This is a genomic window from Komagataeibacter diospyri (assembly GCF_006538165.1).
Lineage (GTDB): Bacteria > Pseudomonadota > Alphaproteobacteria > Acetobacterales > Acetobacteraceae > Komagataeibacter > Komagataeibacter diospyri.
Window position 1 is genome coordinate 75,890 of the sequence record NZ_BDLU01000050.1, and the last position, 25,320, is coordinate 101,209.

Below are 25,320 nucleotides of genomic sequence, written 5' to 3' on the forward strand. Positions count from 1 at the left end.
GAAGTGAAATGGTCGCTTCCCGTGTGCGTTCGGTCCCGGCTGGTATGCCCATGCCGGGGTCTCTATGATCAGGATATGGATTTTTGGCGATTTTCAGCCGTTTTGTCCCTGACTCGCTGTCCTCTGACCCGGTGCGGTCGCGCCTGCGCGACCGGTTGACCGAAGCGGGGGGGCTGGGGTTGTGGAGTCTGGCGCTGTGTCTTGCCATTGCCTTGTGGAGTTATGATCCCCGCGATCCGTCGGCCAATACGTCCAGTGCGCAGCCGCCTGACAATCTGCTGGGGCGGCCTGGTGCGTACATGGCTGATTTCATGCTCCAGAATTTCGGGATCGTGGATGTCCTCGCCATTTTCTGCCTGCTGGCATGGGGATGGCGGCTGATCCGGCACCATGGCCTGGCATCGGCCCTGCTGCGTATCATCGCACTGGTCTGCGCGCTACCGGTCATCGCGGCGGACATCGCTGCCGTGCCGCTGCTGCTACCGGCACTCCAGACCCCGCTATGGCCGACGCAGGCCGGGCCGGGCGGGGCTGTCGGCCTGTCAGTGGCGCACATGTCCATTCAGGCTGCCACGGTTTTCGTGGGGCGAGGCGGGCCGCCTGTTGTCTGGCTGCTGGGGCTGGTGCTGGGGGGGCTGCTGGTGCTGCTGGCCCTTGCCCTGTCCCTGTCCGAATGGCGGGGGATTGGGCGCGGGATCAGGATCCTGCTGCGTCAGCCCATGGTTCTGGCCATCTGGCTACGGCGGGTAACCGGGGAAAAGGCGCAGGCGCGGACCATGCCGGATCCGGCCCCGTATCCCGACCGCCCGCAGCGTACGACTCCGGCTGTTACGCCGTATTCCGGTGGAGGGGCCGCAGCACGGGATCCATCTCCCTTCCATGCGCCGCCTGTCGATACGGGCCAGAAAACGGGGACGGACCCTATACCGGCCACAGGGCGTGCAACACCCGGTACGGCCATGATGCCCATGGTCGACCCAAAGGCGGCCACACCGTCAGGGCAGAAGAACATGCCCGCACCCACCACAAAACCGGAGACTGCGCGTCCGGCACTGGGTGGTCGCAAGGTGGATGGCGGCAAACCCGCACAGGTTTCGCTACAGACCAGCTGGATGCACCCGCCGGGCATGGATGAGGAAATTACCCAGCCCCTGCTGATGGGCGGCCCCTCGCCGGTATCTGATCAGGTGCCGTGGCATGAGGATACTGACGCGCAGGATATCCAGCCCGTCATTGCATCCCCGCATGATGACCTGCCGACGGCGGCGAAGGAACCCGCGCGCCCGACACTGCTGTCACGCTTTTTCTCCGGCGCGGGGCGGGCGGCGGAGGAACCGGTGGCGAGCACACCGGATTATGCCCCCATAACGCCTGTAGTGCAGACGGAAGATACCTATACGCCCCCGCCTCAGCCGGAATGGCAGTTTCCGCCGCTGTCGCTGCTCAGGCCGCCGCCATCGAACGAGGCCACCAAGCCGACCGAGGAACTGCTGCACGCCAATGCGACCCAGCTTGTCACCGTGCTGTCGGAATACGGGGTGCAGGGTGAAATCGTCGCCTATCACGCAGGCCCGGTGGTAACCCTGTATGAACTCCAGCCCGCACCGGGCATCCGCGCGGCCCGTGTGATTGGCCTGGCCGATGATGTGGCGCGGTCCCTGTCGGTGCTCAGCGTGCGTATCGCAACCGTTCCGGGTCGCAACGTGATCGGGATCGAGGTGCCCAATACAAGACGCGAGACGGTCTATTTTTCCGAACTGCTCATGGACCCGCAATGGGCGCATGCGCGTGCGCGCCTCAACCTTGCGCTGGGCAAGGATATTGCGGGCGAGTCGGTTTACAGCGATCTCGCCGCCATGCCGCACCTGCTGATCGCGGGGACCACCGGGTCAGGCAAATCGGTGGGCGTTAACTCCATGATCCTGTCGCTGCTCTATCGCCTGTCGCCCGAGCAGTGCCGCCTGATCCTGATTGATCCCAAGATCCTTGAACTCTCGATCTATGAAGGCATTCCCCACCTCATGACGCCTGTGGTGACGGAACCTGCCAAGGCTGTTGCGGCACTTAAATGGGCCGTGCGGGAAATGGACCGTCGTTATCGCGGCATGGCGCACCTGCAGGTGCGTAACATCGCAAGCTATAACGAGCGCGTGGCCGAAGCGCGCGCGCGTGGTGAAATCGTGACCCGGCGCGTCCAGACCGGCTATGATCCCGAAACCGGCAAGCCCACGTTTGAAGAACAGCAGCTTGCCCTCGATTCCCTACCGTACCTCGTCATCGTGGTGGACGAGATGGCCGACCTCATGATCGTGGCGGGCAAGGAAATCGAAGCCCTTCTGCAGCGTCTGGCGCAGAAGGCACGCGCGGCAGGCATTCACCTGATTCTTGCCACCCAGCGTCCGTCGGTGGACGTGATTACCGGCACCATCAAGGCGAACTTTCCGACCCGTATTTCCTTTCAGGTCATAAGCAAGTTCGACAGCCGCACCATTCTGGGCGAGCAGGGGGCCGAACAGCTTCTGGGACGCGGAGACATGCTGTTCATGCAGGCAGGTGGCCGGATCACACGCGTACATGGCCCGTTCGTGGATGATAGCGAGGTCGAGGCCGTCGTCGCCTTCCTGCGCACGCAGGGTGAACCGATCTATGATGATGACGTCATTTCTCCACAGGAAGAAGACAGCTCCGGCAAACCTTTCGCGGCCCCCGCAGGTGGGGCAGAAGAAGATGGCCTGTTCGCGCAGGCGGTGGAGGTCGTGGCGCGTGAAGGCAAGGCGTCAACCTCCTTTATTCAGCGCCACCTGTCGATCGGCTATAACCGTGCGGCCAAGATCATAGAGCAGATGGAAAAGGAAGGCCTGGTCAGCGAGGCCAACCATGTCGGCCGCCGCGAAGTCCTGATGCGCCGGAATACGGAAGACGAATGAAGCCCCTCGCCATGCAGCGCGGGGCGGGGCAGGCGCCTGTCGCCCTGCCATTTACGGTCCTGTACCGCGATAACCGGCTTGTCGTGCTGGACAAGCCGCCGGGCCTGCCGGTCCATCCGGGTCGCGCCGGGGGGGCGAGTGTCGAGGACTGGTTTCCAGCCCTGTCACGACACCGCAACGGGCCGTGGCTTGCGCACCGGCTGGATCAGGATACGTCGGGCTGTCTGGTGATCGCCCTGCGCAAGCAGGCGCTGGTTGCGGTGCAGGCATGTTTTGCGGCGGGGCGGGCGCGCAAGACCTACTGGGCCATTGTGCAGGGCACGCCCGATGCCGCGCAGGGTGTGATTGATATGCCGCTTGCGCGGGTGGAACAGGGTGGGCAGTGGCGGATGCAGCCAGTGAAAACCGGCGGCCAGCCCGCCCGGACGCGCTGGCACGTGCGGGCGACGGGGCGTGATGATGCGGGGATGCCCGTAAGCTGGCTGGAACTGGTTCTGGAAACCGGGCGCACTCATCAGGCCCGCGCGCATTGCGCTGCGATCGGGTGTCCCATACGGGGCGACACGCGCTATGGCGCACGCAACGCGGGGGCGCTACATCTCATGAGCCGGAGCATCCTTCTGCCACTGGATGTGCCCGTGCATGCCACGGCCATGCCACCGGAGCATATGCGCCGTATCATGGATCAGGCGGGCTGGACCGTGCCACCTGACAACGTGGAAAAGGAAGTGACACGGTGTTCGCCCACACATTGACGCAGGAACTGCTGCGCGTTCTGGAACGACCGGACCTGCGGGTGATTGCGGGTGAGCGGCAGATCACGCTGGACCCCATGCTAAACCTGCCGTTTCGGGTCCAGCACGACGGGGCCATTGTGCTGGGACTGCCTGTGCAGGGACAACAGGAGGAAACGGCCTTTTTCCTGCGGCATGCGCTGGAACTGGCCCCGCTGCTGGAAATTGCGCCGCATAAAGCCCTCTGCGCGGCCTTCTGTGCCGCGCGTACGGCGGCCCTGTTCTGGTATCTTGATACCGGTCGGTCGGATATGGATGCACCGGCGGCATGGGTACCACAGATGGCGGTGGCGCAGGTACCCTCCGCCACCGCCCTGCGTCAGATATGGTCCGTCCTTGCACCGTTGCAGCCTGCCGTATCGTTACCGGACAGATCGTGCCCCTTTGGTGCGCTGCATGACGCACTATGCGCCCTGTGGTCCATGCTGGGACCGACCGAAAGCCTGATGGCCACGGGCGGCGATGCCCGTCTGGCCGTGGATCCGGCAACGGGGCTGAACCATTACGGCTGTTCGCACCGGCCCCGGCCATGGGCCATCACCTTTGCGTCCTCCACCGCGTCGTCGCTGTCCGAACGGGGTTTTGCGGGCGCGGAGACTGCGCGTCTGTCCCTGCTGGCCGGTGCATTGCACGGGCGGGGCGAGGATGCCGCGCGGACGCTGGACGGGGACATACAGGCCCGCATTGGCGCGCATTTCGGCCTTGAAGCGGGGGAAGGGGTTGTGCTGGCCCCATCGGGCACGGATTGTGAACTGTATGCGCTGGCGCTTGCGTGCCTTGCGCCCGGCGGGCGGGCGGTCAGCAATATCCTGCTTGCGCCGGAGGAAACCGGCAGCGGCGTACCGCTGGCCGCCATGGGGTGTCATTTCGCCAATGACACCGCCCTTGGCCATCCGGTGACACGCGGCGCGTCCATCGCGGGTTTCCCCACGGATACGCTGGTGGTGAATGTGCCGATGCGTGATGCGGCGGGTCATGTGCGCCCGGCTGCGGATGTCGATGCCGAGACCTGTCGCCTGACCCATGAAATGCGCGCGGCGGATCGACATGTGCTGCTGCACCGGCTGGATCTGTCCAAGACCGGACTGCTGGCGCCGGGACTGGCTGCACTGGAACAGGCCTGCGCGCCGGTTGGCAGGTCGGAAGATTGTCCCGATGTGGTGGTGGATGCGTGTCAGGCCCGGCTGGACCCGCTGCGGGTGCGGGATTATCTGGACCGGGGCTGGATGGTCATGGTCACAGGGTCCAAATTCTTTACCGGCCCGCCGTTCTGTGGGGCGCTGCTGCTGCCTGCGGCCGTGCGGCGCAGGCTGGATGGCCCGCGTCCCGTACCCGTGGGGCTGGGGGATTACAGCTACCGCCATGCATGGCCGCAGGGCGGGGCGGTGGCCGCGCTGCCTGCGGGGCATAATATCGGGCTGATCCTGCGCTGGTGCGCAGCACTGGCGGAAATGACCGCGATCAGCCGCATTCCGCGCGCGGTGATCCATGACCGGCTGCACGGTTTCCTGTCTGCTGTCACCGCCCGTATCATGGCGGACTCCGCGCTGGAAATCCTGCCCCCGGTGCGTCCCGATCGTGCGCCCATGGACAATGCATGGGACACCCTGCCGACCATCATCTGCTTTTTCGTGCGGACGCCGGGCAGTGACATGGAGACTTTCCATCCGCTGGCCCTGCCGGATGCGCGGCGGCTTTATGCCTGGCTCAACACCGACCTGTCCGGCCTGATCCCGCCTGATGATCCCGATGCGGCCATTGCCAGCGTGCTGTGTCATGTGGGCCAGCCCGTGCCGCTGGCGCATCCCGGCCTGCCCGGTGTGATCGTGGGGGCGCTGCGTATTTCCGCGGGCGCCCGGCTGGTCGCGGGGGAACCGTCGCATGAAGGCATGGACCCGACAGAACGTCTGCGGCGCGAAGTGCGTAATGTGGGTCGGATTCTCGACAAGATCAGCCTGATCCTGCGGCACTGGTCGCAGCTCAGCACGGCGGCACCGGTACAGACCTACCTGCCGCGTGGCTGGCAGGCGCGGGCCATTCTGCCTGCCTGAGTTTTCATGACCTACCCGTTCAATGGATGTCCAGCGTGAGTATACAGACCAACCACGGCAATTTCCTTGATACCCCCCAGCTGCAGAAAGGGGTGACCCGCTTCTGGCTGATCCGTCACGCATTGGTGGAACAGAACGCCCGCATGCGGCTGTATGGCGCGATGGATGTGCCCCTGTGTCCGGACAGCCTTGTGGCCCAGCGCTGGATGTATGAAGCCCTGGCGCGCCGTCTGCCACGCCCGGCATTATGGTTTACGTCCCCCCTGTCGCGCACACAGCAGACGGCGCGCGCCATCCAGCAGGCGGGCTACGGCCTGCATGACTGGCAGGTCGAGCCGGGTCTGACCGAACAGTCCATGGGCGAATGGCACGGCATTACACATGATACCCTGCCCGACAGGCTGAGCCTGCCTGCGCACCCGTTCTGGTCCGTCAGCGCGACCGAACTGCCGCCGGACGGCGAAAGCATGGTGCAGGTCTGTGCTCGTGTGGGTGCGTGTCTTGACCGTCTGGCGGCCGAACATGCCGGGCAGGACATGGTAGTGGTCAGCCATGGGGGTGCCATTCGCGCAGCACTGGCCCATGCATTGCGTATCCATGCGGAAACGGCGCTGCATTTTTCCATCCAGAACCTGGCGCTGAGCGTGATTGAACGCCTGCCGGAGGGATGGCGTATCGTCACCGTCAACGAACTGCCCATGCCCGTACCGGTTCTACCCGACCGGATGGGCGAAACCTTGGCCCGGCCCGGATCTGATACGGCACAGCCTGCAATGGTCGCTCCTGATTTCAGGAGCTGTTGAGGTTGTGGTACGTGGCCGCAATCCATGCTGGAGTGGTTCCCGGCATGGAAAAGCGGGTTGTCAGCGCAGGTCTGACCGCAGCATGCAGGTCAGGACACAGGTTTCGCTGACCTGCGCTGTTCTGTGGCGCAGGTCGTCCGAGGCGGCCATCCCCGCCACGATGGCGGCAGTGGCAAGAACAAGCGTGAGCGTATGCATCACCTTACTCCCAGTACGGTCACCCACACCCCGGATGGGTGCATGATCCGGGACGGGATCGGCCTGTTGCGGTCTGCCATGATGCCAGAGGGGGGCCTTCCCCGACTGTCACATGTGTGAAACGATAGTGTCAGGCTGTAGTTGTGCCAATCCACAAAAAAATGGGTGATCGTGGACATGCCGTGCAACAGGAGCGGCTGACCTTGCGGGCAAGGGGGATTGCTATCGTATGCGCATGATACGTTCACGCCCCCTGCCGGCGTATTTCATGGATATCGCGATGGAAGAAGCCTGTGCCGCCGCAGACCGCGGGGAGGTCCCGGTGGGGGCCGCCCTGTCCGGGCCGGACGGGCAGCTGCTGGCGCGCGCGGGCAACCGGGTGGAGGAATGGAGCGATCCGTCCGCCCATGCGGAAATGCAGGTGATGCGGACAGCTGGCGTGCAGCGTGCCGGACAGCGTCTGGCGGACTGCACGCTGTATGTCACGCTGGAACCGTGTCCGATGTGCGCGGCCGCGGCCACGCATTTTCGGGTGGGAAAGATCGTATTCGGGGCCTATGACCCGAAGGGCGGTGGTGTCGAGCACGGCCCGCGCCTGTTCGCGCAGCCACGCTGCCTGCACCGCCCCGAAACCGTGGGCGGCGTGCGCGAACGTGAGGCCGGGCGGCTGCTACGGGATTTTTTCCAGCGCCTGCGTGCCTAACCTATTTGTCATGCAACGGTATAACACGGGTCGGCTGTCTTGCGGCACAATGCGGTCAATGGGACTGTAAGCCCCGGCGGTCGGTCCCGTCCGTCGTTTCGAGATTTCAGCAGGACAACCATGTTCAGGGATGCCATGTCAGACGTATTGCGGTCGAACACCCTTTCCCCCCGTCGGCGCCATAGCCGGATGCTGGCGGCACTTGTGGCCAGCACCGTAATGGGGGGATGCCTGCTCTCGGCACCCCTTGCGCGGGCGGAAGACAGCGGGGTGATCCACCCTGACACCCAGATCCAGCAGCTGCCGAATTTCGTCAACCTGGTCAAACAGGTCAAACCCGCCGTCGTATCCATCACGGCGCGGATCAAGGACGCGGATACGGGTGAGGATGGCGGGCAGGGTGGCATGCCCGGCGGTTTCCCGTTTCCCTTCCCCTTCCAGATGATGCCGCAGCAGGCCCATCATACGGTTGAGGCCCGTGGTTCGGGCTTTGTCATCTCACCCGACGGGTATGTCGTCACCAACAACCATGTGGTGAAGGGTGCGACCAAGGTTACCGTAACACTTGATGACGGCACGGCGCTGCCCGCCAAGATCGTTGGGCGTGATTCCAAGACGGATATCGCACTGCTCAAGGTCTCGCCGTCGGGCAAGCTGCGTTTCATCGAACTGGGGGATTCGGACAAGGTCGAACCGGGTGAATGGGTTGTTGCCGTGGGCAACCCCTATGGCCTTGGCGGTACGGTGACGGCGGGTATCGTCTCGGCCCGTGGCCGTGACATCGGTGATGGTCCGTATGATTCTTTCATTCAGGTCGATGCCCCGATCAACCGGGGCAACTCCGGCGGCCCGCTGTTCACGCAGGATGGCAAGGTCGTGGGCGTAAACACCGCCATCCTGTCGCCTTCTGGCGGGTCGATCGGGATCGGGTTCGCCATTCCGTCCGATACCGTGAAGAACATCGTCGACCAGCTTGAAAAGACCGGTCATGTCACCCGTGGTTACCTTGGCGTTACGGCGCAGGCGATCACGCCGTCCATGGCCAGTGCGCTGGGCATGAAGCCGTCGCCTTCCGGCGCGCCGGCGACTGGTGCGCTGGTGGCCAGCGTCAGTTCGGGTAGTCCTGCGGAGAAGGCGGGGCTGAAGGCGGGGGATGTCGTTACTGCCCTGAACGGCCAGGCCATCGACACGCCGCATACGCTTGCGGTCAAGGTGGCAGGCATCGTGCCCGGCACCAAAGCGACGATTGCCTATCTGCGCAACAACAAACCGCAGACCGCCAGTGTCCTGATTTCCAGCCTGGGCAAGGGAGGCACGGCCGATGGCACGGTTGGCGATACATCCCATGACGCGGACAAGGGGCCGAAACTGGGTGTGACGCTGGCGCCCCTGACGCCTGACCTGCGCCAGCAGCTTGGGCTGGAGGAAAACGTGCGCGGCGTGGTGGTCAGTGACGTGCAGGCCGGTTCCGCTGCCGAACAGGCCGGGATCCATGCGGGTGACGTCATCCAGTCCGTGGGCGAGGTACCGGTGGAAAACCCGCGCGCCACGGTTTCCGCCATCCGTCAGGCCCTGCAGGCCAATCATTCCGTCCTGCTGCGGGTCGTGCGCAACGGGCAGAGCGTTTTTGTGGCTGTCAGCCCCAACAGCGATGATTCCGACACGACCAGCACCGACGAAGACGACCAGTAACATCATTCTCCATCATTGGAGCGTGGCACAGGTCGGGGCAGTACTGCCCCGGCCTTTTTCGTGTGCAAAAAGCGAAAAAGCCGTTTTTTTACCGTATGGGCCAGAAAAAACGGCAGGTGATGATTGTCGCGCCATGGTTTCTTGCCTTATCTGCTGCCATCGCCATGTTCGTTTCCGGAGGGATGATGACCGGTCCAGCAGTATCCGATACGCAGGAACCTCCTGCCGCGCGCCTGATTGACGGCAAGGGCTTCGCGGCCCGCATGACGCAGGATATCGCGACCGATGTCAGCGCCTTCTATGACCGGCACCACATCACCCCCGGTCTTGCGGTGGTGCTGGTGGGCAATGATCCCGCCAGCGAGGTCTATGTGCGTAACAAGGCGCTGCAGACCCATCGCGCGGGTATGCGGTCGTTCATGCACATGCTGCCCGCCACGACATCGCAGAAGGAACTGCTGGGTCTGATCGAACGGCTGAATGTTGATCCCGAAATCCATGGCATCCTCGTGCAGCTGCCGCTGCCCAATGGGCTGGACCCGGTTGCGGTGACCAACGCGATCATTCCCGAAAAGGACGTGGACGGTCTGGGCGTGGTCAATGCCGGGCGGCTGGCGCTGGGGCTGCCGGGTATCGTACCCTGTACGCCGCTGGGCTGCCTGCTACTGCTGCGCCATTATGTGGGCGACATGCGTGGCAAGGATGCGTTGGTGATCGGGGCATCCAACCTTGTCGGCCGCCCCATGGCGGAACTGCTGCTGCGTGAAGGCTGCACCGTAACCGTGGCCCATATCGATACGCGCGATACCGCGTCCCTTGCCCGGCAGGCGGATATCGTGGTGGTGGCGACGGGCGTGCGTGAACTGGTGCGTGGCGACTGGATCAAGCCGGGGGCCACGGTGATCGATGTCGGCATTTCCCGTGTTACGTTGCCCAATGGCAAGACACGACTGGTGGGCGATGTGAAGTTTGATGAAGCGGTCCGGCGCGCGGGCCTGATTACGCCCGTTCCTGGCGGGGTTGGCCCCATGACGATCGCCTGCCTGCTGCGCAACACCCTTGATGCGGCCCGCATGCTTGTGGAGGGCAAGGCGCGTTCTGGAGAAAATACATGACGCTGACATCCGTTGAACTGATTCCGCGCGACCAGGAAACGCTGCTGCGTGATGCGGGGGATGTCAGCAGGCTGTTTCCCGATGCGCAGATGATCAACATTCCCGACCTGCTGCGTTTTCCCATTCGCAGCTGGGAGGCGGCTGCCCTGATCCGCCCGATTTTCCCCCGTGTTATCCCCCATATCCGCGCCATCGACATTGCGCCGGATGCGCCTCTGCCGGGTGCCGATGACCCGGGGCTGCATGAGGTGCTGGTGGTCAAGGGCGACCCGCCGACGGACCTGAAGCACCGCACCTATCCCAACACCAGCGAGAGCGTGATTGCCCGCTACCGGCGTGAGGCCCCGCATCTTACGGTCTATGCCGCGTTCGATCCGTACCGCCGTGCGCCGTACAAGGAAATGGAATCCATCGTGCGCAAGAAGGAAGCGGGCGCGGCAGGGTTCTTCACCCAGCCCATTTTTGACATGCGCATGCTGGACCTGTGCATGAACTGGCTGCATGGGGAAAATGTGTTCTGGGGTATTTCCCCCGTGGTTGGCCCCAGATCGCGTTCGTACTGGGAAACGACGAACCACGTCATCTTTCCCCATGATTTCGAGCCGACACTGGACGCCAACATCGCATTCGCGCGCCAGATGATGGATGCGGTGGCGCAGGAAGGTGGCAATACCTATCTCATGCCGCTGCGCGTCAATCTGGAACGTTACCTGACGCCGCTCCGCCGTTAAAAACTGTTTGAAAACAGGCGGCGTCCCGGCCCGGTCAGATCCAGCCGCGCGTACGGATCAGGCCGAATGCCGCGATCGTGACCATGCAGGTGATCCGTCCGTCCACGATCATTGCTTCCATTTCCTTCAGCGTGACGATGTGGGTTGTAATGTCCTCCTCCGTCTCCTCACGCTGGTGCGGACCCTGCTGTAATCCGGTGGCAAGGTAGGCCCGGCCTTTCTGGGTTGTGTAACCCGCGCCCTGGTACATCAGGCCGGCATCGCGCATCTCTCCGGCGATCAGGCCGGTTTCCTCCCGCAGCTCGCCACGCGCCACGTCTTCAGGCGTGGCGTCGGGGCGGTGTTCCCACATGCCCATGGGCAGTTCCCACATCCGTTTGCCGATGGGATAGCGGTACTGGCGGATCAGTGTAACGCGGGGACCGTCCGGGCCATCCCATAGCGGCAGGACCACGACAAAATCCCCCCGTTCCACCACGCCATACAGTCCCTGTTTGCCGCCGGGGCGGATGATGATGTCCTCGCGTACTCGGGTCCATGGATTTTCATAGGCGGTGCGGGTGGAAACGGTTGTATAGCCACCAGCGTCCGGTTTGGGGGACTGCGTCATGATGTCTTGAATCCTTCCAGGTCACGGGTGCATGCATCCCGCACAGGGCAGTCGTGCGGGAACGAATGGCCATGGGTTGGTTTTTTCAGGTTTTTCCATAAGCCCTATGGTGCTTTTGCTCCACAGTGATTTTGTGAAGCAGACGGTATTGCTGGTATCCGCGTTTGATCGGGGCGCTTGTTTTTTATTACGGAGTTTATGCGTATCATGACCGGGCCGCAGGCTGCATCGGGGTCTCCTACACGGCGGATATTGCCCGTCGTGCTGTTCAACCTCCTGTGTTACATCGATATTGGCCTGCCGATGGCGGTCATCCCGGTCTTTGTGCATCAGGTATTGGGGTATAACACTGTCCTGGCCGGGCTGGCGGTATCCGTGCAGTACCTTGCCACCTTCGCCTCCCGCGCCGGGGCCGGGCGGCAGGCTGACCGGCGGGGGGCGAAGCCCACGGTGGTGGTTGGCCTTGCGGTGTGTACCCTGTCGGGGGCGGCGCTCATGCTGTCGGGGATGTTGCTGCATTTCGCGGCCCTGTCCGTTGTCCTCCTGATCGCAAGCCGCATCCTGCTGGGGATCGGGGAAAGCTGGACGGCTACCGGCGCCATCATGTGGAACATCGGACGTGTCGGCGCGGCCCGCACGGCGCAGGTCATATCGTGGAATGGCGTGACGTCGTATGGCGGCATCGCCCTCGGTGCGCCCATCGGGCAGATCCTGTCGGGACTGCCGCTGCCATATGGCGGATTGACGGTGGTGGGACTGCTGTCAGCGGGGCTGACCCTGTTCGGTTTCGTGCTGGCGCGGCAGTACGCCCCTGTGCCGCCCGTGCCCAGCAAGGCGCCGCCCATGCCGTTTCATGCCGTCTTCAGGCGTGTGCTGCCCCATGGAATGGTGCTGGCCTGCGGGTCTGTTGGATTCGGGACGATTTCGGCCTGCCTTGCGCTGTTCTACGCCCATAACAACTGGAGCGGGGCGGCAACCGCGCTGACCGGATTCGGCCTCTCGTTCGTGATGATGCGGTTCCTGTTTGCCCGGCAGATCGACCGTCGTGGCGGGCTGGTTGTTACATTTGTCTCGCTGCTGGTGGAAACGCTGGGACTGTGCGTGCTGTGGCAGTGTTCCTCGGTCGGGGGGGCGGCGTTGGGGGCCGCGCTGACAGGGGCGGGGTTCTCTCTCGTGTTTCCGGCCATGGGCGTGCTGGCGGTGGCGCGTGTGGGCCCGGAAAACCGGGGGGCGGCACTCGGGGCCTTTTCCGTGTTTCTGGATATTGCCGTGGGCCTGTCCGGCCCCCTGCTGGGGCTGGTGATCCAGACGATGGGATATGGTGCGCTGTTTCTTGTATCCGCCCTGTTTACGCTGGCGGGTGTGGGTGTAACCATAATGTTGAAATTCCTGCCACGCTGAATCGCGTGGCGGGCCGATAGAGTCCTGTGGGAGCTGAGCTGGATAGATGCAGATTTCATCCGTTGCCGTTTTTTGTGGATCGCGTTTTGGCTCCCGGCCGGAATACGCGGCGCAGTCGCGGGCGCTGGGTACGGCGCTGGGGCAGGCCGGGGTCAGGCTGGTCTATGGCGGGGGCCATGTCGGCCTGATGGGCACCGTGGCCGATGCGGTCCTGGCAGCGGGCGGGGCGGTGACCGGGATCATCCCCGCCTTCCTGCATTCGCGTGAGATCATGCATGAAGGTGTGACGGACCTGACCGTGACTGACAGCATGCATGACCGCAAGGCGCGGATGTTCGCCCAGTCCGACGCTTTCGTGGTGATGCCCGGTGGGCTTGGCACCTTTGACGAGACGATCGAGATCATGACATGGCGGCAGCTGCGCCAGCATGACAAGCCGATTTATATCGTCAACGTTGCGGGCTGGGCCGATTCACTGCTGGCCCTGGTGGATGGCTGTATCGCGGATGGGTTTGCTTCCCCCTCGGCACGGAACCTGTTCGAGGTGGTGCCCGATGTCGCAACGCTGATGACAGCGCTGGCGACCCTGCCGGTGCAGGCGGATGCACGTGACAGGGTCAGCACGCTGTAAATCTTTCATCTATACCCCTTGCCTTAAATGCAGCGGGCCTGTATAGCCGCCTGCAACGGAGTGTAGCTCAGCCTGGTAGAGCACTGTGTTCGGGACGCAGGGGCCGGAGGTTCGAATCCTCTCACTCCGACCAGTTTTGCAAGCCGGTTATTTTCGGATAACCGGCTTGTTTCCGTTTTGCGGTGTCCTTTCCGTCATGTTGCGGCAGCGCGGGAAATCCTTTATCCCCAACTTCCCAATGGATCACGATCTGGTTGGCTATATCTCTGGTCGTATGTCCGTCTGGTATGTGAACCCCGGGGACCTTGATTGATCATGCACGTTTCTTCCGCCTCATTGCAGCAGGACACGCACACCGGGTGCAGGGTCCGGCCGGGGCCGGTACTGAGCATCATCATCCCGTGCTATAATGAGCGCGGAAATGTCGAGCCCCTGTTCCACGCAGTGGAAAAAGCTGTAACTCACCATAGCTGGGAACTGATCTTCGTTGATGACAGTTCGCCCGACGGCACCATAGACGAAGTATGGCGTCTGGCGCAGGTGGACAGCCGCGTGCGCGGTATCCTGCGTGTAGGGCGTCGTGGCCTGTCATCTGCCGTGATCGAGGGGATCCTGTCTTCATCCGCCCCCGTAGTGGCGGTGATGGACGGGGACCTGCAGCATGATGAAAGACTGCTGGAACAGATGGTCAATGCCATCGAACTGCAGGGTTATGATATCGCGGTCGGCAGTCGTCATGTGGAAGGTGGCGACAATAGCGGTCTGGCCAATTCGTGGCGACTGTTCCTGTCCAATGCCGGGATACGCATTGCACAGTGCTTCCTGTCCGTGCGGGTGCGCGACCCGATGAGCGGCTTTTTTGCTGTCAGGCGCGATCTGGTTGTCAGATCCCTGCCGCATCTGTCAGGTATCGGGTTCAAGATCCTGCTGGATCTGCTGATGGCACAGCAGGCGGTACCCAAGGTGATTGAATTACCTTTTGTTTTCCGTTCACGGCATGAAGGCGAAAGCAAAATGGACAGGAAGGTGCTGATCCAGTTTGCCCAGATGATTTCGTATCATATGCTGAAAAAAAAGCTGACCGGGGTGAAGGCTTCTTCCTGATCCCGACATGACAGGGACGGTTGCACCGGACATGATCGGCTTACCTGCGGCCTGCAAATTTATAAGGAAGTTTTTTGGTGAAGCTTTTTTTAAAGGCGGCACCCAAGAATTTTCATCAGATACAATCACCGTTCCTGTCATCTGATGGAAAAGGCACAACATCTGCTGCTTCACCCGGCAGGCAAAAAAAGAGGGAAGGCAGAAGCCTTCCCTCTTTTTTTATGATGGCGGCAAGGCGCTGTCATGGTCTGACGGCTTGGGGGCTGCCTGTCCCGTTTCCGGATGGGCCGCTGGGGATGCCGTGGCTGTCGGGGCCGGGTGGGCCTGTTGCGTTGGTGCCTCGGCAGCGGGGGTTGCCTGTGTCGTGGTTGTAGCAGGCTGCTGCGCGGTGGGTGTATCGGGCGTAGCAGGCGCATCCGATTCTGGTGCAGGCGTTGGTGCCGCGCCCTGTGGCGTGGTCGCCGCTTTGTCCGGCGTGCTGGCAGGCGCGGGCGTGTCCGCATGCTGGTCCGTGCCGGGGGCTGCGGGCGATGAAGCCGGGGTGGCAGGCGGGGTTGCCATGGCTGGCGGATTTGCCACAGTCTGCGGTGCAGGTGCAGGTGCAGGTGCAGGTGCAGGTGCAGGTGCAGGTGCAGGTGCAGGTGCAGGTGCAGGTGCAGGTGCAGTGGTGGGCGGGATCTGTGTGGCTGAAGATGGCGCGCTGGCCCCCACGGTTGATATCTGCGGCAGGGCGGGGGTCGGGGCCACGGGGCGTGGGGTCAGGGTTACGGTGGGCTGGCTGTAACGGCTCAGCGCATCATCGTCGCTCTGCACGCCATAGGCATTCATGGGGGGCAGGGGCTGTGGTGATGGCTGGTCCGCCGCCGGGTTGCGGTCAAGCACGACACGGGTGTTCTGCGGATAGCGGTTCATAAGCCCCAGCAGCGTGCCGTTGGTCCAGCCAAACCCGATCTGCATAGGGTATTCGCCGCCACCCTTGCCGCCCTTGGGGCTGATGAACGGATTGACCACGTCATATTTTTCCAGCAGCACGCCGGATTTTTCATACGTGCCGATCACACGGCCCATCCAGCGGGCGGCGATATCGCTGGCCAGCGCGTCATATCCGTACTGGTTCAGCCCCTTGACCGCCATCCATTGCAGTGGCGCCCATCCGTTGGGGGAATCCCACTGCTGTCCGCTGCCGCTGCGTTCGGTGGCGATCAGACCACCAATCTTGAGCAGATTTTTGCGCACGGTTTCGGATACGGCCTTGGCCTGCTCGGGTGTTGCCATCTGCATGAACAGGGGGACGACGGTGGCCCCTGACAGGATGGAGGTCGATTCCCCCTTCTTCCAGTCATAGTCGATGAAGGCAGCGCGGCGTTCATCCCACAGGATACGCTGCACCGCGTCGATGCGCTCCTGCGCCAGACGGTTGTAGCGGGCAGCCGCGTCCTTGTTGCCCTTCAGCTCATAGGCATGGGCCAGCGTCTGTTCCAGATGCGGGATCATGCAGTTCAGTTCGACCGTCAGCAGGTCGGTGGTGTGGATGGTGGACAGGGTATGTCCGTCTGCCAGCCAGCGTGACGAGAAATCCCATCCTGTTTCAGAACCGGCGCGCAGGTCGCGATAGACCTCTTCCTTCGGGCGGTCGGAATGGGCGGCGGTGGCGATATCCTGCGGATAGCTTTCGTCACGCGGGGTATCCATGTCATCCCAGTGACGGTTCATGATCGTGCCATCGGGCAGGCGCACCACATGGCGGTACGCACCGCCGGGCGGGACGGAATCCTGCCCGTCCATCCAGTAATCGTATTCCGCCTGCAGTTCGGGCAGGAAGGTGGTGTAGGCCACCTGACCATCATGCATGGCCAGCAGGTCCACCATCAGCGAGAAGAACGGCACCTGCGACCGGCTGAGGTAATAGGTACGGCTGCCATTGGGGATATGGCCGTACCGGTCGATCATTGACGCCATGTCGCGCACCATGTCGCGCATGAGGTCGATCTTCTGGTTTTCGTACAGCCCGATCATCGTGAAATAGCTGTCCCAGTAATACAGTTCACTGAAACGCCCACCGGGCACGACATAGGTATAGGGCAGGGGAAGCTGTGATGAATACGCCACCTGGATATCGGGCGGGCGGCTGAGGACTTCCCACATGCCATTGATGTAGTCGCGCACGTTTTCATCAGGACTGCGCTGGTAGGAAACCGTCTTGCGTTCGGGCAGGGTGAAATGCCGCGCCACGAAATCCTTGAGCGAGAAATCAGGCCGCAGCTTGGCAACGTTGTATTCCGCCATAAGGTCCGTCGGGGATTCGTCCGGCACGGCGTCAGCAGCTGTCTTGGCGTCAGTATAGATATGGGCTTCGCCAATCGCCTGGAACAGCCCGTCCAGCACGATCGAAGGAGGACGCAGGTCCTGCACCAGCGCGGCTGGTGCGGCCGCATCGGACAGCAGGGCATCGGCTGGCGGTACGGGACTGCTGCCGCTGGAAGCCGGACCATCCTTGTGTACGGTCTGGACCGGATTCGTACCCGGGCTGGATGGCGCGGTGTCGGCGTGATCTGAACTGTCCGCCGCTGGCATGCCCGCAGGGGCCGGAGGGGTTGCCGCGGGGGCAGGCGTGCTGTCGCCAGCAGGCATTGTCGCGCCATCGGGCGCGGCGGGAGGGGGGGATGCCTGCGTGGCGGGGGCCGCGTCCGTCGGGCCGACCGGGACCTTGCTGTCTCCGCCGGGGGCGACGGGTGCCGGGGATGCGTCACCTGTGCCTGCCTGTGCGGGCGGGGACCGTGTCGCGGCATCCGGTGTCGTGGCGTGGGCGGGTGGCAGCATGTTTCCGCTTCCCGACAGGGGTTCAGGTGTTGGTACGGAATAGGTCTGGTCCGCCTGTCCCTGCGGCTGCGCTGATATGCCGGTGGCAGTCGCAGTGGAAGCCGGGGCGGCTGTTGTCCCATCCGTGCCCGTGGGGGGCGAGGAGGGGACAGCAGCGGGAGACGACGGCGTGGGGGCCACCTGCGATGTGGTCGGCGCTGTCTGGGCCAGGGCGGGTATCCCCGCGTAAAGAAGACTGGCCAGCAACAGCCCGGCCTGGCGGGGCGCGGACCGGGACAGACTAGAACCGCACAGGAGGGAAACTTTCACGAGACGCCATTTCTCCAAACAATGAAAACCTGATCTTTGCACAATGCCCTGCCTTGCGTCCCTACCACAAAGGGAAACCGTCCAGATGGAGGGAAGTTCATTTTCACGCATGGTACCTGTCATGAAGAGAGACCAGCTTTTCCCCAGTGGGCAAAACCGGTTATGCTGCCTGCCCTCCCGGCCCGCGCGGCCCGAGCGTTCATGTCTTTTCATTCCTGTTCCGCCAACCGGAGTCACCGTTTCATGCCCTTATCCCTTCAGGGTCTTTCCCCGCTGGCTGCAACCGATGCCCTGTTTTTCGAACGGGCGGGCGCGCGCCTTGGCCGCCCCGATGCCGAACGCCTGGTGCGCCACGCGCTTGAGGGAATGGATGATGGCGAGCTTTTTCTGGAATATCGTGAAAGCGAGGGGATTTCGCTGGATGAAGGGGTGATCCGGTCCGCCACCTTCGATACCTCGTCCGGATTCGGCCTGCGCGCCGTGCTGGAGGCGGAAACCGGTTTCGCCCATTCCGATGACATAAGTGAAAGTGCGATCCGCCGGGCCGGGGAAACCGTCAGCCAGATCAGGGCGGGCCGTTCGGGCACGCTGGCCATAGGCCCGCGTTCGACCAATCACCGTCTGTACCCCGACATCAACCCGCTGGAAGAAGGGGCCTTTGCCGCGCGCGCGGCCATGCTGTCGGAACTCGATGCCTATGCCCGCGCGCGCGACCCGCGCGTGGTACAGGTCATGGCGTCCATTTCCGCTGAATGGCAGGCGGTCCAGATCGTCCGCCCCGATGGGCAGCGCATGGCCGATATCCGTCCGCTGGTGCGCATGAACGTATCGGTGGTGGTGGAACAGGACGGGCGGCGTGAAAGTGGTGGCCACGGGCTGGGTGGCCGCTATTCCTATACCCGCCTGCTGTCGCCGCAGGTGTGGCAGGGTGCGGTGGACGAGGCCCTGCGCATGGCGCTGGTCAATCTTGATGCCCGCCCCGCACCTGCGGGGGAAATGGAAGTGGTGCTGGGGGCCGGCTGGCCCGGTATCCTGCTGCATGAAGCGGTGGGCCATGGACTGGAAGGCGATTTCAATCGCAAGGGCACGTCCGCCTTCGCGGGTCTTATGGGCAAGCGGGTGGCGGCCCCCGGCGTGACGGTGGTGGATGATGGCACCCTGCCCGAACGCCGGGGCAGCCTGACCATTGATGATGAAGGCACGCCCACCGGCCGCACCGTAATGATCGAGGACGGCATCCTGACCGGCTATCTGCAGGACCGCCTCAACGCCCGCCTTATGGGGGTCGCCCCCACGGGTAACGGGCGGCGGCAGTCCTATGCCCATGCGCCCATGCCGCGCATGACCAACACCATCATGCTGGGGGGTGACGCCACGACCGATGACATGATCCGCAGCACGAAGCGCGGGCTGTATGCGGTCAATTTCGGTGGTGGGCAGGTCGACATCACATCGGGCAAATTCGTGTTTGCCGCATCCGAAGCCTACATGATCGAGGACGGGAAGATTACCACCCCCGTGCGCGGTGCTACCCTGATCGGCAATGGTGCGGACGCCATGACCAAGGTGACCATGATTGGGGGCGAACCCGCCCTTGACCCCGGTATCGGCACCTGTGGCAAGTCCGGGCAGGGCGTGCCGGTGGGCGTGGGCCAACCGACCCTGAAAATGACCGGCCTGACCGTGGGCGGCACAGGAGGTTAATAAATCAAAGGCTTTTGGGTGCCGCCTTTTTCACTTTCGTGCGGCAGCGATCACATCCTTCATGTGGCGGATTACGGCAGGCAGCCCATCAAAAATTGCCTGCCCGATCAGGAAATGCCCGATATTCAGTTCCATGACCTGTGGCAGCGCGGCAATCGGAGGCACGTTGTCATAGGTCAGCCCATGGCCCGCATGGACTTCCAGCCCGCATCGCGCGGCGTGTTCCGCGCCTGCCGTCAGGCGGCCCAGTTCCACCGCGCGCGCTGTCGCATCCATGGCGTCGGCATACGCACCCGTATGCAGTTCCACCACGGCTGCCCCCAGCTTCGCCGCGGCCTCGATCTGTGCGGCATCCGGGTCAATGAACAGCGAGACACGAATCCCCGCATCCCGCATGCGGGCAATGCGGGGGGCAAGGCTTTCGGTCTGCCCACGCACATCCAGCCCGCCTTCGGTCGTGACTTCCTGCCGCCGTTCGGGCACCAGGCAGCACGCATGCGGGCGCAGGCGGATGGCGATAGCGGTCATTTCCTCCGTTGCGGCCATTTCCATGTTCAGCGGGACCGACAGGTCCGCGCGCAGACGTTCAAGGTCGGCATCGCGGATATGACGACGGTCCTCGCGCAGGTGGGCGGTAATGCCGTCGGCGCCTGACGCCTGCGCCAGCAGCGCCCCCTTCACCGGGTCGGGATGTGCACCACCCCGTGCGTTCCGTACGGTGGCGATATGATCGATATTGACACCCAGCCGGATGGGCGTGGGAAGGGATGTAATCATGACCTGTTCCTGTGTTCGGCCATCTGCATGGCCATGCGCAGTGCTGCGACAAGGCTGGACGGATCGGCCACGCCCCGTCCCGCAATGTCGAAGGCTGTGCCGTGATCGGGCGATGTGCGGATGATGGGTAGCCCCAGCGTGGTGTTGACCCCCTGCGTCATGTCGATGGTCTTGAGCGGGATCAGCGCCTGGTCATGGTACATGCACATCGCCACGTCATAGCGTGCCCGCGCGGCAGGGGTGAACATGGTGTCGGGCGGCCATGGCCCGCTGATATCCATGCCATCGGCGCGCAGGGTGGCGATGGCGGGGGCAATGATGGTCTGTTCTTCCGTGCCCATGCTGCCGTCCTCGCCCGCATGGGGGTTCAGCCCGGCAATGGCAATGCGCGGTGCCGCAATGCCGAAGTCACGCTGTAGGGCCGCATGGGTGGTGCGGGTGGCGGCGATGATGACACTGGTATCCAGTTCATCCAGTGCGCGGCGCAGGCTGACATGGATGGTAATGGGCACGACCCGCAGTTCCGGGCAGGCCAGCATCATCACCTCGCGCCCCGACACTTTGCACAGGGCCGCAAGGTATTCGGTATGGCCGGGATAGGGGAAACCTGCTTTTTTCAGCACGATCTTGCTGATCGGGTTGGTCACCACGCCTGCGGCCTGTCCATTGCGGGCCAGTTCCACCGCGCGCGCGATGGAGGTGGTGATGGCGGGGGCATTGGTACTGTCCGGCCGGCCTGCATGGACAGGCGCCTGCAGCCCGACCGGCAGCACCGGCACGGCATGGGCGAAGACATCACCCGCCTGCGCAATGGTGGTGATTTCGCGAACCGGCACATCATGCCGTCCGATCAGCCCCGCATCACCCAGCACCGCGAACGGTGTCGCGCCCTGCCGCATGGCCCGCCATGCACCTGCTGTGATTTCCGGCCCGATTCCCGCCGGGTCCCCCATGGTCAGGGCAAGGGGCAGGCTGACATCAGGCATCAGTCGTGCCCATGGCGTGCAGGATGCGGATCCATGACCGGATGCCCTTATGGAAGGACGTCAGGTCATATTTTTCGTTGGGTGAATGCACACGGTCGTCATCCAGCGCGAAGCCCACCAGCAGGGCGGACATGCCCAGGATACGCTGCATGTCGGCGGCCACCGGGATCGACCCGCCACAGCCGATGGTGACGGCAGGTGTGCCCCATTCCGCTCCCAGCGCCCCCAGCGTGGGCTGCAGGCCAAAGGTGTCATCGGGCACGACACTGGCGACCGATCCGCCACAGGGCGTGAAGGTGACAGTGCAGTCCGGCGGTAACCGGTCACGCACATGGGCGCAGAAGGTCTGGCGGATACGCACCGGGTCCTGTCCTGCCACCAGCCGGAACGACACCTTTGCCATGGCGTCACCCGGCAGCACGGTCTTGAACCCTTCGCCGGTGTAGCCGCTGGAAATGCCGTTGATCTCGAAACTGGGGCGGCACCATGTCTGCTCGATGGCGGTGTACCCCTTTTCCCCGGCAGGCTGCGACAGCCCGACATCGCCAAGGAAGGCTGCGTCATCCGGGGCGATTTCACGCCAGCGCGCGCGCAGTGCTTCCGGCGGGTCCTGCACGCCCATATAGAAACCGGGCAGGGTAACGCGGCCTGTAGCGTCATCGCGGATGGAAGACAGGACCTGGCACAGCACTTCCGCCGGGTTGCGCGCGGCATTGCCGTAAATGCCCGAATGCAGGTCGCGGCTTGCACAGCGCAGGTGGATTTCCTCTCCTACCATGCCGCGCAGCGTGGTGGTGATGGCGGGCACGCCGGGCAGCATGGCGGTATCGCAGATCAGCCCGACATCGGCACGCAGTTCTTCCCGGTGTGCTTCCATGAAAGGCAGCAGGCTGGGGCCGCCGCATTCTTCCTCGCCTTCGATCAGGAGCGAGATACGCACCGGCATCTGCCCTGCCGTGGCGCGGATGGCGCGCAGGGCCTCGATAAAGGTCATGACCTGACCCTTGTCATCCGACGCGCCGCGTGCGGTGATCTGCCTGCGCCCGTCCTGTCCTGTCACCAGCGCGGGTTCGAACGGGTCGCTGGCCCACAGTTCCAGCGGATCAACGGGCTGCACGTCGTAATGGCCATAGAACAGCACATGCGGGCCTGCGGGTGGTGTGCGGTCATGTGCCACCAGAATGGGGTGGCCGGGGGTTTCGTGCAGTGTCACGTCAAAGCCGAGACGGTCGAGTTCACCGTGCAGCCACTGCGCCGCCTGCCTGCAATCCGCCGCGTGTTCAGGCTGGGTGGATATGCTGGGAATACGCAGGAACGCGAACAGCCGCGCAAGGGCGTCATCAAGCGTGCGGTCCGCCTGTTCCAGCACAGGCGCGAGGGATGCGGGTAAATCAGTCATGAACTTTCCATTTTTGCAGCACGCGTCAGGCAGCCCGAATGGGACGGGGTGCGATTTTGCCTGTTATGGGGGCAAAAGCAACATATCTCCGTATCAGGGCTGCCTGACAATGTGCGCGGGTCATGGCAGCACGGGACGGAGGCCGGGCAGAGGCATGAACAGTCGTGCTTGTTTGGGAATAATATATTGATAAATAAAACTTTTTAAGTGCTGCCTTTTTTCAGATAAAGTGGCGATCCCTGAAGCTTTTCAAAAAAGCTTCATCCTCACAGGCAGGTTTTTCAAACAGTCTCCTGCTTCCGGCGATCAATGGAACGGGAAACGCGAAGACGGCAAAGGACTGGCCAATCGCCATGGTCTGTATTGTAGGGCAGTATATTGAAAATACATAAAGTATAATTTAAAAATTGTGACTTGAAGGCAAAAATAAATAATCTATTCAAGTTACGTAATCAAGATAAGGTTTTAATTGTTCCTGATGGAAACTAAAAGTATAAATTTGTATATTTTCATGAATATCTGTTGATTAATGGCATAAATTTATTTCTATAAATCCGCCTGCCCCTTCTTCCGTGAATATTGAGACCATGTCATGTTTATTTCCAAAGAAACCCCACGAAACACTGCCATATCTTCATTTTTTCTGTGCAGGCGGGAATTCTACACGCGTGCGATGCTGTTTTTTCTGGTGTTTATTTTATTCACCTATCCCATAATTCATGCCAACGTCTATTATGCGGATGATACGCTGCATGCACTCAGCAACATACATTGGGAACGTGACGGTCGGGTATTGGGGCAGTTGCTGCTGCTGTTTATGGGAAGATTCGCGACGATAGATTACGCGCCCCTGCCACAGATCATTGGCCTGCCATTTATTGCAGCGGCACTTGCGGCGTTTAGCATAAGGTGGGGATATAGCAGGATATCTTCTATAATATGTCTGTCTTTTATCGTATGTAATCCATTTTTTCTTGAAAATATCTCTTACAGATTTGATGGCATGATTATGGAATGTGCCGTTGCCTGCGCCATCATGCCATTCGCACTTCCGTTTTTCCTGCCGGAACATAGCCGGAAATCCCTGATGCCGTGGCAGTTGCTGGCGCTTTTTTCGTGCCTGAATTTATATCAGCCTGCCTTGAATGTATACTTGTGCCTGTGCTGCCTGACCGCCATCCTGTCTTTACTTGAAAAGAAAAAAGCCGGACAGGTTGCAAATATGCTTATCGCAAACGCCATTACTCTCTCCCTGGCCCTGTTGATATATAAACTGGAAACATTAATACTGCCCGGCGGGGACGATTATGCGGATGCACATAAACAAACCGTTCATTCCATCAGCCAGATTTTTGGAAATATTCCAGGCTTTTTCCAGACGATTGCTCCGGCCCTGATCAAAGGCCCGCAGAGTATCATTTTTTCGGCCATCATCGTATCGGGCTGTATTACGCTTGTATTCCGTGCCGTGCGTATGCTGCGTACGGGCAGCCTGACACCCGCAGCCGGTGGCCTTGTGGCATTCTGCCTTGTGGCCCTGCCTTTCTGCATTCCGGGCATACTGCTCCTGCTTGGCTGTCCCATCCATTCCCATCGGGTCATGATCGGGTTTGGTTCAGCGGCCGCGTGTTTCATTACCTTCCTGCTTGGTGTGGCGCCTTCCTTCAGGTGGCGTGCAACCTGTCTTGCATGCATTCTTGCAGGCTATGGGCTGTGGTCTGAAATCACCCTGTCGGCAGCCTATGCGAATGCCCTTTCGGCGCAGTCGCGTTTTCGCGACCAGATGGCGCAATCCATGGTCGATGATGCGGTTCAGCTGGCACGTGAGGCAGGCCAGCCGGAAGGCGCATCTTTCTGGTGGGGTACGCGTGGGGATGAACCAGTCGCGCCTCTGGCCCTGTATATCCTGCGCAAATACGAGATTCTTACGGATATCGTTCTTGTGTCTTACGTTCCGCCTCTGCCTGCGCCATGGATGATGCACGACATCATGCTGACTCATGGCCTGCCCGCCAATATCCTTTCAACGGGCGGTATGCCCGACAGGGGAAAGTCGATGTGGAAAGCGCAGCAGGCCGACCTGCAGCATTGTGCCATCAACGGCAGTCGGGAACATGGCCCGTTTATTACCTACCGGATCGGGAATTCCATTATCGTGGATTACGACAAGCGCTGCGTTTTACATGGCAACGGATACGAGCGCGTTCCGTCGCCCCGGCAAAACGTGTTCCATGGCAGAATGGTGGAATCCAGCAGGTAGCATGTCCGATAGCTTCCCCTCTGACCATTCATGGTATCCGTCCTGATCGGGGAACGCCATGCAGGACTGCATCAAGCGGTAAAAAACCGTTTTTAAAATAACCTGTTGATAAAAAATAACAAAATTTGGGATACTGTCCTGTTTTAAAAAGGAGGCGTTCCCTGAAGCTTTTTGGGGCCTGTTGGGAATTATCTTGAATTGATGATTGCGCCAACGAGATAGATCATGGCTTCGAATGATCTGTCTGTTTTTTCGCTGCGCATGGCGATGCGCTTGAACTCCTTGAGCTTGCAGAAGAAGTTCTT

The 25,320-nt window shown here is 62.0% G+C and carries 20 protein-coding genes and 1 tRNA gene; 15 read left to right on the top strand and 6 right to left on the bottom strand.

What is annotated here, in order from left to right:
* Nucleotides 1-83: 83 nt before the first annotated feature.
* The 4 genes from MSKU9_RS11390 to MSKU9_RS11405 are packed head-to-tail and all read left to right on the top strand — an operon-like array spanning nucleotide 84 to nucleotide 6,575.
* Complete coding sequence (locus MSKU9_RS11390) at nucleotides 84-2,927, top strand: DNA translocase FtsK (protein WP_141261560.1); 2,844 nt, start codon at nucleotides 84-86, stop codon at nucleotides 2,925-2,927.
* Nucleotides 2,924-3,682, top strand: a complete 759-nt coding sequence (locus MSKU9_RS11395) for an RluA family pseudouridine synthase (RefSeq protein WP_141261561.1) — start codon at nucleotides 2,924-2,926, stop codon at nucleotides 3,680-3,682. Before MSKU9_RS11390 ends, MSKU9_RS11395 begins: the two co-directional genes overlap by 4 nt.
* Complete coding sequence (locus tag MSKU9_RS11400; protein WP_141261562.1) at nucleotides 3,664-5,772, top strand: hypothetical protein; 2,109 nt, start codon at nucleotides 3,664-3,666, stop codon at nucleotides 5,770-5,772. Before MSKU9_RS11395 ends, MSKU9_RS11400 begins: the two co-directional genes overlap by 19 nt.
* Before the next feature lie 26 nt (nucleotides 5,773-5,798).
* Complete coding sequence (locus tag MSKU9_RS11405) at nucleotides 5,799-6,575, top strand: histidine phosphatase family protein (protein WP_227001060.1); 777 nt, start codon at nucleotides 5,799-5,801, stop codon at nucleotides 6,573-6,575.
* A gap of 60 nt (nucleotides 6,576-6,635) precedes the next feature.
* On the opposite strand, the gene MSKU9_RS18265 is transcribed toward MSKU9_RS11405, so the two are convergent.
* Nucleotides 6,636-6,773, bottom strand: a complete 138-nt coding sequence (locus tag MSKU9_RS18265; RefSeq protein ID WP_162853813.1) for a hypothetical protein — start codon at nucleotides 6,771-6,773, stop codon at nucleotides 6,636-6,638.
* A gap of 229 nt (nucleotides 6,774-7,002) precedes the next feature.
* Here MSKU9_RS18265 and MSKU9_RS11415 point away from each other — a divergent pair, with 229 nt between their 5' ends.
* From MSKU9_RS11415 to MSKU9_RS11430, 4 genes are all read left to right on the top strand, one after another.
* Nucleotides 7,003-7,476, top strand: coding sequence for a nucleoside deaminase (locus tag MSKU9_RS11415; RefSeq protein ID WP_141261564.1), 474 nt, complete (start codon nucleotides 7,003-7,005; stop codon nucleotides 7,474-7,476).
* 120 nt (nucleotides 7,477-7,596) lie between these two features.
* Nucleotides 7,597-9,168, top strand: a complete 1,572-nt coding sequence (locus MSKU9_RS11420; RefSeq protein WP_141261565.1) for a trypsin-like peptidase domain-containing protein — start codon at nucleotides 7,597-7,599, stop codon at nucleotides 9,166-9,168.
* Nucleotides 9,169-9,353: 185 nt separating this feature from the next.
* Entirely contained in the window at nucleotides 9,354-10,283 is a 930-nt protein-coding gene (gene folD / locus MSKU9_RS11425) for a bifunctional methylenetetrahydrofolate dehydrogenase/methenyltetrahydrofolate cyclohydrolase FolD (protein WP_162851950.1), read from the top strand.
* Nucleotides 10,280-11,014: a methylenetetrahydrofolate reductase gene (locus MSKU9_RS11430; RefSeq protein WP_141261566.1), complete on the top strand. Its 735-nt coding sequence runs from the start codon at nucleotides 10,280-10,282 to the stop codon at nucleotides 11,012-11,014. The genes folD and MSKU9_RS11430 overlap by 4 nt, the downstream gene beginning before the upstream one ends.
* A gap of 34 nt (nucleotides 11,015-11,048) precedes the next feature.
* Here the strand turns inward: MSKU9_RS11430 and MSKU9_RS11435 are convergent, their stop codons facing one another.
* Nucleotides 11,049-11,624 carry an NUDIX domain-containing protein gene (locus tag MSKU9_RS11435; protein ID WP_141261567.1) on the bottom strand — a complete coding sequence of 192 codons (576 nt, stop codon included), beginning with the start codon at nucleotides 11,622-11,624 and terminating at the stop codon, nucleotides 11,049-11,051.
* Nucleotides 11,625-11,822: 198 nt separating this feature from the next.
* Here MSKU9_RS11435 and MSKU9_RS11440 point away from each other — a divergent pair, with 198 nt between their 5' ends.
* The 5 genes from MSKU9_RS11440 (at nucleotide 11,823) to MSKU9_RS17910 (ending at nucleotide 14,905) form a co-directional block, all read left to right on the top strand.
* Nucleotides 11,823-13,025, top strand: a complete 1,203-nt coding sequence (locus tag MSKU9_RS11440; protein ID WP_141261568.1) for an MFS transporter — start codon at nucleotides 11,823-11,825, stop codon at nucleotides 13,023-13,025.
* Between the two features lie 46 nt (nucleotides 13,026-13,071).
* Nucleotides 13,072-13,656: an LOG family protein gene (locus MSKU9_RS11445; protein ID WP_141261569.1), complete on the top strand. Its 585-nt coding sequence runs from the start codon at nucleotides 13,072-13,074 to the stop codon at nucleotides 13,654-13,656.
* Between the two features lie 56 nt (nucleotides 13,657-13,712).
* Nucleotides 13,713-13,789, top strand: a tRNA-Pro gene (locus MSKU9_RS11450).
* Between the two features lie 182 nt (nucleotides 13,790-13,971).
* The gene (locus MSKU9_RS11455; RefSeq protein ID WP_141261570.1) at nucleotides 13,972-14,760 is read left to right on the top strand and encodes a polyprenol monophosphomannose synthase; all 789 of its coding nucleotides are present in this window, start codon (nucleotides 13,972-13,974) and stop codon (nucleotides 14,758-14,760) included.
* A gap of 7 nt (nucleotides 14,761-14,767) precedes the next feature.
* On the top strand, nucleotides 14,768-14,905 hold the full coding sequence (locus MSKU9_RS17910; protein WP_154670675.1) for a hypothetical protein: 138 nt from the start codon (nucleotides 14,768-14,770) through the stop codon (nucleotides 14,903-14,905).
* Nucleotides 14,906-14,979: 74 nt separating this feature from the next.
* Here MSKU9_RS17910 and treF read toward each other — a convergent pair whose 3' ends face one another.
* Nucleotides 14,980-17,391 carry an alpha,alpha-trehalase TreF gene (gene treF, locus MSKU9_RS11460; RefSeq protein ID WP_370685925.1) on the bottom strand — a complete coding sequence of 804 codons (2,412 nt, stop codon included), beginning with the start codon at nucleotides 17,389-17,391 and terminating at the stop codon, nucleotides 14,980-14,982.
* A 741-nt stretch (nucleotides 17,392-18,132) separates the two neighbouring features.
* Between treF and tldD the strand changes: the two genes are divergently transcribed.
* A complete protein-coding gene (tldD, locus tag MSKU9_RS11465; RefSeq protein ID WP_141261571.1) occupies nucleotides 18,133-19,593 on the top strand; it encodes a metalloprotease TldD in 1,461 nt (486 codons plus the stop codon).
* 30 nt (nucleotides 19,594-19,623) lie between these two features.
* Here the strand turns inward: tldD and MSKU9_RS11470 are convergent, their stop codons facing one another.
* From MSKU9_RS11470 to MSKU9_RS11480, 3 genes are read right to left on the bottom strand one after another with little or no spacing between them, the layout of a single operon-like run.
* The gene (locus MSKU9_RS11470) at nucleotides 19,624-20,370 is read right to left on the bottom strand and encodes a pyridoxine 5'-phosphate synthase (RefSeq protein WP_141261572.1); all 747 of its coding nucleotides are present in this window, start codon (nucleotides 20,368-20,370) and stop codon (nucleotides 19,624-19,626) included.
* Nucleotides 20,367-21,356: a 4-hydroxythreonine-4-phosphate dehydrogenase PdxA gene (pdxA, locus tag MSKU9_RS11475; RefSeq protein WP_141261573.1), complete on the bottom strand. Its 990-nt coding sequence runs from the start codon at nucleotides 21,354-21,356 to the stop codon at nucleotides 20,367-20,369. The genes MSKU9_RS11470 and pdxA overlap by 4 nt, the downstream gene beginning before the upstream one ends.
* Nucleotides 21,349-22,755 carry a M20/M25/M40 family metallo-hydrolase gene (locus MSKU9_RS11480; protein WP_141261574.1) on the bottom strand — a complete coding sequence of 469 codons (1,407 nt, stop codon included), beginning with the start codon at nucleotides 22,753-22,755 and terminating at the stop codon, nucleotides 21,349-21,351. Before MSKU9_RS11480 ends, pdxA begins: the two co-directional genes overlap by 8 nt.
* A gap of 673 nt (nucleotides 22,756-23,428) precedes the next feature.
* Between MSKU9_RS11480 and MSKU9_RS11485 the strand changes: the two genes are divergently transcribed.
* Nucleotides 23,429-25,015 (top strand): glucosyltransferase domain-containing protein, encoded by a 1,587-nt coding sequence (locus MSKU9_RS11485; protein ID WP_227002471.1) that lies wholly within the window; start codon nucleotides 23,429-23,431, stop codon nucleotides 25,013-25,015.
* The last annotated feature ends 305 nt before the right edge of the window (nucleotides 25,016-25,320 follow it).

Bases quoted from the DNA above. Each gene is read 5' to 3' on its own strand.
- MSKU9_RS11395 (WP_141261561.1), top strand. From the start codon at position 2,924: ATGAAGCCCCTCGCCATGCAGCGCGGGGCGGGGCAGGCGCCTGTCGCC.
- MSKU9_RS11405 (WP_227001060.1), top strand. From the start codon at position 5,799: ATGTCCAGCGTGAGTATACAGACCAACCACGGCAATTTCCTTGATACC.
- MSKU9_RS18265 (WP_162853813.1), bottom strand. From the start codon at position 6,773: ATGCATACGCTCACGCTTGTTCTTGCCACTGCCGCCATCGTGGCGGGG.
- MSKU9_RS11415 (WP_141261564.1), top strand. From the start codon at position 7,003: ATGCGCATGATACGTTCACGCCCCCTGCCGGCGTATTTCATGGATATC.
- MSKU9_RS11420 (WP_141261565.1), top strand. From the start codon at position 7,597: ATGTTCAGGGATGCCATGTCAGACGTATTGCGGTCGAACACCCTTTCC.
- folD (WP_162851950.1), top strand. From the start codon at position 9,354: ATGACCGGTCCAGCAGTATCCGATACGCAGGAACCTCCTGCCGCGCGC.
- MSKU9_RS11430 (WP_141261566.1), top strand. From the start codon at position 10,280: ATGACGCTGACATCCGTTGAACTGATTCCGCGCGACCAGGAAACGCTG.
- MSKU9_RS11435 (WP_141261567.1), bottom strand. From the start codon at position 11,624: ATGACGCAGTCCCCCAAACCGGACGCTGGTGGCTATACAACCGTTTCC.
- MSKU9_RS11440 (WP_141261568.1), top strand. From the start codon at position 11,823: ATGCGTATCATGACCGGGCCGCAGGCTGCATCGGGGTCTCCTACACGG.
- MSKU9_RS11445 (WP_141261569.1), top strand. From the start codon at position 13,072: ATGCAGATTTCATCCGTTGCCGTTTTTTGTGGATCGCGTTTTGGCTCC.
- MSKU9_RS11455 (WP_141261570.1), top strand. From the start codon at position 13,972: ATGCACGTTTCTTCCGCCTCATTGCAGCAGGACACGCACACCGGGTGC.
- MSKU9_RS17910 (WP_154670675.1), top strand. From the start codon at position 14,768: ATGACAGGGACGGTTGCACCGGACATGATCGGCTTACCTGCGGCCTGC.
- treF (WP_370685925.1), bottom strand. From the start codon at position 17,391: ATGCCTGCTGGCGACAGCACGCCTGCCCCCGCGGCAACCCCTCCGGCC.
- tldD (WP_141261571.1), top strand. From the start codon at position 18,133: ATGCCCTTATCCCTTCAGGGTCTTTCCCCGCTGGCTGCAACCGATGCC.
- MSKU9_RS11470 (WP_141261572.1), bottom strand. From the start codon at position 20,370: ATGATTACATCCCTTCCCACGCCCATCCGGCTGGGTGTCAATATCGAT.
- pdxA (WP_141261573.1), bottom strand. From the start codon at position 21,356: ATGCCTGATGTCAGCCTGCCCCTTGCCCTGACCATGGGGGACCCGGCG.
- MSKU9_RS11480 (WP_141261574.1), bottom strand. From the start codon at position 22,755: ATGACTGATTTACCCGCATCCCTCGCGCCTGTGCTGGAACAGGCGGAC.
- MSKU9_RS11485 (WP_227002471.1), top strand. From the start codon at position 23,429: ATGCTGTTTTTTCTGGTGTTTATTTTATTCACCTATCCCATAATTCAT.